Below are 9,551 nucleotides of genomic sequence, written 5' to 3' on the forward strand. Positions count from 1 at the left end.
CGGATCGCCTCGCGCACCGGGATGCTGCTGAGTCCAAGCTCGCGGGCGATTTGATCGATGACGACGCGGTATCCCGGGCCATAGACGCCGTTTTCAATGCGGGAAAGAATATACTCGTAAGCCAATTGGGTTTTGTTTTTCGCTTTCGTTTCCATACGTTTATCATATACTAGATCATATACATTGACTAGTCGTTATGCCTGTTCGGCAGACAAGGCGGTCGGTTTCTCCCCCTTGCCGAACGCGGGGATCGGCGGATCGCCGACGGCGACGTGGACGACTTGCACTTCCGTATAGAAATCAAAGCTGTAATGCCCACCTTCGCGGCCGATGCCGCTGTATTTCGTCCCGCCAAACGGGATGCGCAAATCGCGGACGTTCGGCGAGTTGACCCACGCCATCCCGCTTTCGATCGCTTGGGCGACGCGGTGGCCGCGCTTCATATCGTTCGTCCAGACGTATGCCGCCAGCCCGTATTTCACATCGTTCGCCAGCCGTATCGCCTCTTCTTCATCCGCAAAGGACATGACCGCCATGACCGGTCCGAAAATCTCTTCCTGCGCCACCCTCATGCCGTTATGGCAACCAAGCAGCAACGTTGGCGGCACAAAATTGCCTTTTTCCAATCCTGTTGGAACGCTGGGGGCATAGACGTCCGCCCCTTCTTGCTTGGCGATGTCAATATAGCGGTTCACCCTCTCCCAATGATCGCGGTGAATGAGCGGACCGAGTTCAGTCGCCGGGTTCATCGGGTCGCCGATGACGATGCGGTCGACGCGCTCTTTCAGCCGGGCGACAAATTCGTCGTAAATCGACTGTTCAAGCAAAAGCCGCGAGTTGGCCGTGCACCGTTCGCCATTGAGCGAAAACATCCCCCAAACCGCCGCATCGAGCGCCCGTTCGAGATCCGCATCGGCGAACACAATGAGCGGCGACTTGCCGCCGAGCTCCATCGATGTTTTTTTCAACGTTGCGGCGCTGTTGCGGATAATTTCCATGCCGGTCGTCGTCTCGCCGGTAAACGAGATGAGGCGCACATCCGGGTGGGCAACCAACGCGGCGCCCGCCGTTTCGCCAAACCCGTGCACGACGTTGAACACCCCGCGAGGCAGCCCGGCTTCATCGATGATTTCCGCCAGTTTATTCGCCGTCAACGGCGACCATTCGGCCGGCTTCAAGACGACGGTGTTGCCGGTCGCCAGCGCGGGAGCCACCTTCCACGTTTCCAGCATAAATGGCGTATTCCACGGCGTGATGAGCCCGGCGACGCCGACTGGTTTATAAACGGTATAGTTTAAAAACTGTCCATTCACATGGTACGCCTCGCCGACAAGGCGCGTCTTCACCATTTCCGCGTAAAAGCGGAAGTTTTCCGCCGCGCGGGCGGCTTGCTTTTTCGCCTGGCTGATCGGAATGCCGGTGTCGAGCGCCTCTAAATAGGCGATGTCATCCGCATATGTTTCAATCAGCTCGGCAATGCGGAACAAATAACGGAGCCTCTTTTCAACCGGCATCGTCCGCCACGGCCCGTGATCAAACGCCTCCTTCGCCGCCCGAACCGCCGCATCGATGTCTTCTTTCCGCCCCTCGGCCACTTCGTTGATCGGTTCGTTCGTAAACGGATTGATGTTGTCGAAATACGCACCGGCTGCCCCTTCCATAAACTGCCCATTGATATAATGAAGCACTTTTGGTTGCACTGCCATTCGTTTCCCCCTCCCGCTATGTCCGATAACGCGCATGAATGTTGTTGTGTTTATACGTCCCCGCCTCGTTGAATTCATACAGCTCAAGCGACAGCGCCAAATAGCGTTTGGCGAACAGCGGGGCGAAATGGTCTTTCATCACGGCAAACAGCTCGTCGCCGACTTCTTTTTTCACCTGTTCCGGACGCCCGGCGCCGATTTTCAGCGTCCCGTGCACAAACGCATCGTCTTCGGCCCCATCAGCCACATAGTACTCGTCAAGCCGAATGGCGCGCGAGCGGATGCCGCCGACGGGAAACCAATCGCTCCGCTTGATCAACACGCGGTGAATTTTTCCAAGCAAGCCGCGAATATCGGCCTCTTCGCCGAGATTGGCCGTGTATTCCAAAATAAAGTGCGGCATCATTCCTCCTCCTTTGGCTAGACGATGTAATTGATCAGCCGGCCGATGCGTTCGATTTCGGCCACGACTTCATCGCCGGGCTGGACGTTCACCGCCCCTTTCGGCGTGCCGGTCAAAATCACGTCGCCAGGCGCGAGCGTCATGAATTCGGTGATGTACTCAAGCAAATACGGGATCGAAAAAATCATATCGCCCGTATATCCTTCCTGCACAACCGCCCCATTGACATACGTCCGCAAACGAAGCGCCATCGGATCGCCGACTTCCTCATGGCTGACGATCCACGGGCCTAGCGGCGTCGTCCGGTCGCGGTTTTTGACGCGGAAATTCGGCCGGTAGTAATTTTCCAAGTAGTCGCGAACAGCGTAATCGTTGGCAATCGTGTAACCGAAAATGTAGTCGTACGCCCGTTCCGCCCTCACCCGGCTGGCCGGGCGGCCGATGACGACCGCGAGCTCGCATTCATAATGCATCATGTTGACCCCCTCCGGGCGAACGGTTCGGCCGCGATGGCCGATGAGCGTATTTTTCCCTTTGAAAAATAAAAGCGGCTCTTTCGGCGCAACAAAAGACAATTCGCCGGCATGCTCGGCATAATTCAATCCAAGCGCCACGATCACGCCCGGCTCCACCGGGGGAAGCCACATCACGTCAAGCTCCCCGACGATCGTTCCGTCCGGCAGGCGGAGGCGGCCATCGTCGAGCGGCTCGGCTTCGGTCACGATTCCGTTCCAGGCCACACGCGCCCGCCTCATCATTCATCGCCTCCTTGTTCCAGGGCGATTTCATTTTCCAACACACCGATCCTTTCGATTTCGATGCGCACCACATCTCCTGCTGTAACAAGCGGCGCATCGGCCGGCCAGCTGAAAAACAGCACATCGCCTGGGTAAAGGGTCATAAATTCGGTCACCTCAGCAAGCCATTGTTCGACTGGAAGGCGAAAGCGGCTCAGGTCTGCACGCTGGACGAGGCGCCCGTTGACGTAGACGCGCGCGGTGAGCGAAAAGAGCGGCGACGCTTCCTCTTTCGGCACGATCCACGGGCCGACTGGGGCGAACCCGTCGCGCGCCTGCTCCTTCACCGCCGGGCGGTGCCGCTGCTCGTGTGGAATCGACAGATCATTCACGATCGTATAGCCGAATACAAAATCGAGCGCCTGCTCGCGCCGCACGCGCGCCGCCGTCCGCCCGATCACCAGCGAGCGCCGGAGCAGCCTGAAGATGCTTCACCCAACGAGGCAGAAGCACCGGACGCCGATGGGCGTTGATGGTGTTTGCCGGCTTCATATACAGCACCGGGCCTTCCGGCGGCTTTTCATACGGCGGGGCGTTCATCTCTTTTGACAGCGCCGCCCACTCCTTTCCATCATTCAGCGCCACCCCGTACATCGCCCCGCCAATAGGCGCGTCCCATTCCAATTCATCAATGCGGTGCGTCTGCCCGCCAAACGACACCGTCCCGCCGTGCGGATCCGCCTTTGCCTCAATCGTCCGCCTCATGCCGGCCAGACGCAAGCGCACATTGACCATCGCTTCTCCTCCCGCCCCGTTATGCCGTTTTGGATGGCTCTTCAGCCAGCAGTCCGTATTTGACGAGCGTGCGGCGGATTTGCCGCTGATGTTCTTCGCTTGGCAAATCGAGCGGCAGCCGGAGCTTCGGGGTGATTTTCCCCATCATGCCGAGCGCTGCTTTGACAGGGCCCGGATTCGTTTCAATAAACAGCACATCATTGAGCTCCATCAGTTCAAAATGAAGATCTTGCGCCCGCTTGATGTCGCCTTCAAACCAAGCGTCGTGCAGCTCAGCCACTTTATGCGGCACGACGTTCGCCGTCGCGCTGATCGATCCGGCGCCGCCGATCGCCAGCATCGGATAGCACAAAAGCTCGATGCCGGAAAAGAGAAGAAAATCGCGCCCGCAGTGCCAAAGCACTCGGTTCACATGTTCAAAATCTTTGTTTGACTCCTTCACGCCGATAATGTTCGGACAATCTTCGGCCAGCCTCGCCAACGTTTTGACTTCCAAATTGACCGCCGTCCGCCCCGGAATGTTGTAGACGATGATCGGAATGTCGACCGCCTCGGCCACCGCCTTAAAATGTTTATACAGCGCAGCTTGAGACGGACGGTTGTAATACGGGACGATGACCATTGCGGCATCAGCCCAATCTCTTGCGCAAATTTGGTCAGCTCGATCGTTTCCGCATGGTTGGTCGAGCCCGTCCCCGGCACGAACGGCACCCGACCCGCCACCGCTTTTTTCGCCGTTTCCATCACCTGTTTTCGCTCTTCAAGCGTCAGCGAGCTCGGCTCTCCCGACGTTCCCGTGACGGAAATGCCGTGCGTGCCGCTTTCAATATGCCAATCGATGAGCGCGGCGAGCGCCGCAAAATCAACGTTTCCTTCCTCATCAAACGGCGTGACGACCGGCGCGATTGAGCCGCGCAGCCGTTCTTTCGCCTCGCGGTATGCCATCCCCTTGCCCCCTATTGACTTTATTTTTCTGAATCTTATTTATATTGTACACATTATAATATATGAAATCAACGATAAAATCATATATAATCTTGATCCCGAAAACCGCGAGCAGAAGGGCGGCGGTCTTCTTCTAAATCAGGAAGGTCGGTTTCCGCTTCGCCAATGTCGGTTCGCTTGGCTCGATCGGCTGGCCTCTGTGAACGTCAAGAACGACGGACGCCTCTTCAAACCAGCTGTCCGGCGCCGCATGCCCCCAAAACGTCTGGCGCCTTGGATCATCCAAATCCCAACGGATCGGCGGAAAATCGGGGTCGCTCGTCAAATAATCGCCGTTATACAGCTCAATGCGATGGCCATCCGGATCGCGCAAATAGACAAAGAAGGCGTTCGACAATCCGTGGCGGCCCGGCCCGCGTTCAATGTTCGACGCATATCCGGCCGCCGCCAGCACATCGCACGCATGGATCAGGCTGAGCGGGTCCGGCAGCCAAAACCCGATATGGTGAAGGCGCGGCCCTTTTCCGTTCATCAGCGCCAAATCGTGGACGTTTTGCTTCCGGTGCAGCCATGCCGCCCAAAGTTTCCCATCCTCTGTTTCCGTATACTCTGAGCAGGCAAAGCCCAAACCATGGACATAAAAGTCGTACGCGTTCTTTACATCTCTAACCGCGCAGTTGAAATGATCGATGCGCTGCACGCGGGCGCCGCGGTGCAAGTCATACCGCTGCAACAGCCGCTCAGTTTTGTCCATATGCGCGAAAAACTCAAGCGGCAGCCCGGACGAATCCTGCACGCGAAACGCTCTCCCGACGGCTCGCTGGCTTCCCGCTTCCAGCCATTTCGGCTGCAGCGTTTGCGCCGCAAACCATTCATAAAGCGCTTCCAATTGTTGCTCGGAACCGACTTTGTAGCCAAGCGCCTCGACCGCGGGGCGGGGCCCTTTTTTCAACAGAAGGCTATGATGATGATATTCTTCCAGCCCCCGCAAATACAGATGGCTCTCATCCGCTTCCGTCACGACAAACCCAAGCACCCGTTCGTAAAAATCGCGGGCGGCGGCCAAATCAGTCACATGCAGCACCGCGCGGGCGCAGCGAATAATGGAAAATTTCACCATCCTTCTCCCCTTTCGATAAAATTCAACTCCATTTGCACTGTCACCGCTGGCTGTCAGAAGGAATGAACACACTTTTGGCGCCGCGCAGAAATTCACGCACGAACTGTTGATACGGCTCTTTTTCATAGCCGTCAAAATACGCCATCCCCATCCGAACGGGATCGCCGAAAAAGTAATATTCATAATGCGTCTGCCGGGCTCCGAACGCGCTCATCGTGAGATCCCAGGCGAGACGGAACAGCTGGACGCGTTCATAGCCGTCCACCGTCGCCCCTTGCATCGCGCGGCGGACGATATCTCCAATTTCTTCATGATGGAAATCGGCTTCAGTCGGAATCGCCATCAACCCCGATGCTCCTAAAATGCGGATGATCTCCGAAAGCCGTGGATAAATGCGCGGATACCAGTTGCGTGCGGCATCGAGCGCGGCAAAATCCGGCGTCATCGTTCCCCAGCGGTCTCGCTTCGCATTGTGCTCAGCCCGGTACAGGTGGCTCTTCATCGTCTCGAGGACGAGCATGATTTCCGCCCCTTTATCTTTCACATGCTGGAATTCGCCGATGCCGATTGCTTCGATCAGACAAAGCGTGACACCGAGCAAAAACTCCGTTTTGACGATGTTTTTCGCCACCACTTGATGGGACATATGAATGACCGCGTTCGTCTCACGGAACGTCCGGTTGCAAATCGATGAATTGCCGCAAACAAACACGCGCTCCCACGGCACAAACACGTTTTCAAACGAAACGATGGCATCGCCCTCTTCAAAGCGGGACGCCAGCGGATGGTCCCACGCACTCCGCCCGTAGTCAAACGCCTCGCGGCAAATGAACTTGACGCCCGGCGTATTGTTCGGAATGGCAAAGGCGAGCGCGTACGGGTCTTCACCAGCTGTCGATTTTTTCACGGTTGATGGAAACACTAAAATTTCGTCCGTAATCCCGCCTTGCGTCGCCAACAGACGGATGCCGCTGACGATGATCCCGTCTTTTCGCCGTTCCACCAAATGGAGCGGCACATCGGCATCGTTTTGTTCATGAAGCGCCTTGGCGCGATTCATTTGCGGATGGATGAGCGTGTGCGTCAAGCTGATGTCGTTTTCACGCGCGTACTCATAGTAGTTTTTCGCGTTTTCGGCAAACATCGGATCATCTTCGGCAAATAGATCATTGGCGACGCCCATGGCCATGACTTCCGCGTTTAAATAATCGGGAGAACGGCCCATCATCCCCGCCGACATACGCGCCCATTCTTGCGTCGCCTCGCGGCGGGCGATGAGCTCGTCAATGGTTGTCGGCTGAATGAACGTCATGCCGACGAACTGCCCGGTTGTCGGCGACCGGTACAACATTTTCTCCGGCTTTTCATATTGCCGGTCGTAAAGCGCCGCCATCGAACGGACGACGTTGCAAAACGCCGGATGAACGGTGACATCCTCCACTTTTTCCCCGTGGATGTACACGCTGCTTTTCGCCCGCTTGAGCCGCTCCATATACTCCTGACCTGTTTTGGCCGGCATTTTCATTCCCCCCGTTTTCACGTATAATAGATAAGGAAGCGCTATCATTCAGAATGTTCAAAATTAATATAACATATGATTTCATATATGAAAAATACAAAAATGATCAACCATCCTATACGAAAAAGATATGGAAGCAAGAGAGGAGGCACGGCCATGATCGATGTGAAGCAGCTGAAATACTTCGTCACGATTGCCGAAGAGGGGCAAATCACCAAAGCGGCGCAAAAGCTTCATATCGCCCAGCCGCCGCTCAGCCAGCAGCTGAAGCAGCTCGAAGAAGAGCTCGGCGTTCCTTTATTTGATCGAAAGGCGAAAAAAATGGAGCTCACCGCACCAGGCAAAGCGTTTTACGAAAAGGCGAAACGGCTGCTCGCCCAGCTTGATGACGCCGTGGCGGAAGTAAAAGAAATCGAAGAGGGAACGGCGGGAACGCTGTCGATCGGCTGCGTCAAATCGTGCTTTTACTATTTGGCCCAAGCAATCCGTCACTTCCATGAACAAGCTCCGAACGTGACCTTTCATCTCCGTGAAGGAGATACATTTTCCATTTGTCAGCTGCTTTACGAGCGGCGCATTGACATCGGCATCGTCCGCCTGCCGATCGACTCGGCTGATTACGACGTCATCCGTCTGCCCGGCGAACGTTATGTCGGCGTGTTGCCGGCGCAATGGAAAACCGGCCAACCCTCATTATGCATGCGCGATTTTGCGGATTGGCCGCTTCTCCTTCTCCACCGGGTGCACGGCGCCGGACAGTACGAGCGGGTCATCGAGGAATGCCGCCGTCATGGCTTTGAACCGAACGTTCTATGCGAATGCCCGGACGCGACCATATTGCTCTCCCTTGTCGCCCAAGGCCTCGGGGCCACCATTGTGCCGCAATCCACCGTAGCCTTGTTTCGCCTCCCTGGCATCAAGGTGCTGGAGATCATCGACTCTTCGATGACAGCGGAAGCCGCCGCCATCCTCGACCGACAACGGTATTTGCCGAAAAGCGCCCGAACATTCCTCGACGTGCTCCAAACCGTTGCCGCCCGCGCCGCCGGTGAACAACATGAAGAAAGATAGCGATTCCTCCAATCGTGGACGCTCAAGGGAAACGTCATGCCCTCGTTGCGCCGTCCTTTTTGTTCAATGACCTGCTTTTCAAAAAATGAGGCGCCGTTGGGCGCCTCATCACAACCCTGCCGACCGCTGCAGCCGCTTGGCGATTTCGAAAAAATCTTCGGCCGAAATCCCGGGGGCGAATTCTTCCGGCACTTCGTCCAAATCGGGGATCGCCCCCCCTTGGGGCGCTCCTTCGACCACCTCGAGCGGCTGTCCATCGCTTGGATGGGTTCCTTGCCAAATGCGGACGATTTCTTTGTAATAGCGATCGCTGAACGTATAAAGCCGGCGGTGGACGCCTTGATCCTCATACTTTCTCGCCTCGTCGAACACACGGTTATCCAACTTCGGGATCGGCAGCAGTTTCGTCACATCGACCCCCGTAGCCACTTCGATCGCTTTGGCGTACGCCAAAATATGAACGCCCCCGCGCACAAGCAAGTAGCCGATCATCTCGCGGGCGGTAGGGTGGTCCGTCATTTCATAGACGCGCATTTTATGCGTGCGCGCTCCGCATTCAAGGAAAAAGTTGTGAAGCAAATCCAAAATCAAGTTGCCGCTGTTGAACACGTACTCCCCCGTCCACGCCTTCCCCATCGAATCGCCGGGAAACGCCGTCTGCGCCGTCGCGATAAAATGATACGTATTGCGCTTGTCTTTCGCATCCTTCATCGGCGCTGTATCCGGATCACCTGGATGGGTGGAGCCGGTCAAGCAAAGGTTGATCGCATTGGACACGAGCTCCACATGGCCAAACTCTTCGGCGGTGATGCTCGCCACCAACTCGTAAAACGGGCGCAGCTTCTGTTTTTGCCGAAAATTGAATGACTGAAACAAATAATTGTTTAACGTCGACATTTCTCCGAAACGGCCGCCAAGCAGCTCCTGGACAGCGGCAGCCGCATTGGGGTCCGCGTACTTCGGCTTCGGCAATTCGATCGCCAGCCGGTCGATCCGCTGAAATACCACGACTCTTTTCCTCCTCTCCATTAATTGCTGAGGCGAACAGACACCACTTGCGCCAAGCGGATGTAATAAACCGCCTGATGCGCCGAGATGACGATATGGTCCGGCTTCACATCCCTCACAGTTCCTTGGATCGAACCGCGGACGGTTTCCACCACCACTTCTTTGCCGTTCAAAGCTTGGAAAGCGTGGTACACATACGGGTCAACCAGGGCAATGAGCTGCGGTGACGAAGCATGGGACGCGTAGG

The 9,551-nt window shown here is 56.3% G+C and carries 9 protein-coding genes and 2 pseudogenes; 1 reads left to right on the forward strand and 10 read right to left on the reverse strand.

Features of this window, described 5'->3' with window-relative positions; genetic code table 11:
* The 8 genes and pseudogenes from I656_RS02385 to hpaB form a co-directional block, all read right to left on the reverse strand.
* The coding region (locus I656_RS02385; RefSeq protein WP_020756406.1) for a GntR family transcriptional regulator at nucleotides 1-155 on the reverse strand (155 nt) is incomplete at its 3' end.
* 39 nt (nucleotides 156-194) lie between these two features.
* Nucleotides 195-1,706 (reverse strand): 5-carboxymethyl-2-hydroxymuconate semialdehyde dehydrogenase, encoded by a 1,512-nt coding sequence (gene hpaE / locus I656_RS02380; protein WP_033006480.1) that lies wholly within the window; start codon nucleotides 1,704-1,706, stop codon nucleotides 195-197.
* A 16-nt stretch (nucleotides 1,707-1,722) separates the two neighbouring features.
* Nucleotides 1,723-2,109 (reverse strand): 5-carboxymethyl-2-hydroxymuconate Delta-isomerase, encoded by a 387-nt coding sequence (locus I656_RS02375; protein ID WP_013144279.1) that lies wholly within the window; start codon nucleotides 2,107-2,109, stop codon nucleotides 1,723-1,725.
* 17 nt (nucleotides 2,110-2,126) lie between these two features.
* A complete protein-coding gene (locus tag I656_RS02370) occupies nucleotides 2,127-2,867 on the reverse strand; it encodes a fumarylacetoacetate hydrolase family protein (protein WP_015375767.1) in 741 nt (246 codons plus the stop codon).
* Nucleotides 2,864-3,641: pseudogene (locus I656_RS19955) on the reverse strand (fumarylacetoacetate hydrolase family protein). The gene I656_RS02370 and the pseudogene I656_RS19955 overlap by 4 nt, the downstream one beginning before the upstream one ends.
* Before the next feature lie 19 nt (nucleotides 3,642-3,660).
* A pseudogene (hpaI, locus tag I656_RS0116605) lies at nucleotides 3,661-4,586 on the reverse strand (2,4-dihydroxyhept-2-ene-1,7-dioic acid aldolase).
* Between the two features lie 133 nt (nucleotides 4,587-4,719).
* Entirely contained in the window at nucleotides 4,720-5,703 is a 984-nt protein-coding gene (hpaD, locus tag I656_RS02365; RefSeq protein ID WP_033006491.1) for a 3,4-dihydroxyphenylacetate 2,3-dioxygenase, read from the reverse strand.
* A 43-nt stretch (nucleotides 5,704-5,746) separates the two neighbouring features.
* The gene (gene hpaB / locus I656_RS02360) at nucleotides 5,747-7,225 is read right to left on the reverse strand and encodes a 4-hydroxyphenylacetate 3-monooxygenase, oxygenase component (RefSeq protein ID WP_033006484.1); all 1,479 of its coding nucleotides are present in this window, start codon (nucleotides 7,223-7,225) and stop codon (nucleotides 5,747-5,749) included.
* A gap of 156 nt (nucleotides 7,226-7,381) precedes the next feature.
* On the opposite strand from hpaB, the gene I656_RS02355 reads away from it, so the two are divergent.
* Entirely contained in the window at nucleotides 7,382-8,296 is a 915-nt protein-coding gene (locus I656_RS02355) for a LysR family transcriptional regulator (RefSeq protein ID WP_033006486.1), read from the forward strand.
* A gap of 108 nt (nucleotides 8,297-8,404) precedes the next feature.
* On the opposite strand, the gene I656_RS02350 is transcribed toward I656_RS02355, so the two are convergent.
* Both I656_RS02350 and I656_RS0116610 read right to left on the reverse strand, forming a co-directional pair.
* A complete protein-coding gene (locus tag I656_RS02350) occupies nucleotides 8,405-9,304 on the reverse strand; it encodes a manganese catalase family protein (protein WP_014196698.1) in 900 nt (299 codons plus the stop codon).
* Between the two features lie 20 nt (nucleotides 9,305-9,324).
* On the reverse strand, nucleotides 9,325-9,551 hold a 227-nt coding region (locus tag I656_RS0116610), incomplete at its 5' end, for a YuzF family protein (RefSeq protein WP_033006487.1).

The organism is Geobacillus sp. WSUCF1 (assembly GCF_000422025.1).
Classification (GTDB): Bacteria; Bacillota; Bacilli; order Bacillales; family Anoxybacillaceae; genus Geobacillus; species Geobacillus zalihae.

Bases quoted from the DNA above. Each gene is read 5' to 3' on its own strand.
- hpaE (WP_033006480.1), bottom strand. From the start codon at position 1,706: ATGGCAGTGCAACCAAAAGTGCTTCATTATATCAATGGGCAGTTTATG.
- I656_RS02375 (WP_013144279.1), bottom strand. From the start codon at position 2,109: ATGCCGCACTTTATTTTGGAATACACGGCCAATCTCGGCGAAGAGGCC.
- I656_RS02370 (WP_015375767.1), bottom strand. From the start codon at position 2,867: ATGATGAGGCGGGCGCGTGTGGCCTGGAACGGAATCGTGACCGAAGCC.
- hpaB (WP_033006484.1), bottom strand. From the start codon at position 7,225: ATGCCGGCCAAAACAGGTCAGGAGTATATGGAGCGGCTCAAGCGGGCG.
- I656_RS02355 (WP_033006486.1), top strand. From the start codon at position 7,382: ATGATCGATGTGAAGCAGCTGAAATACTTCGTCACGATTGCCGAAGAG.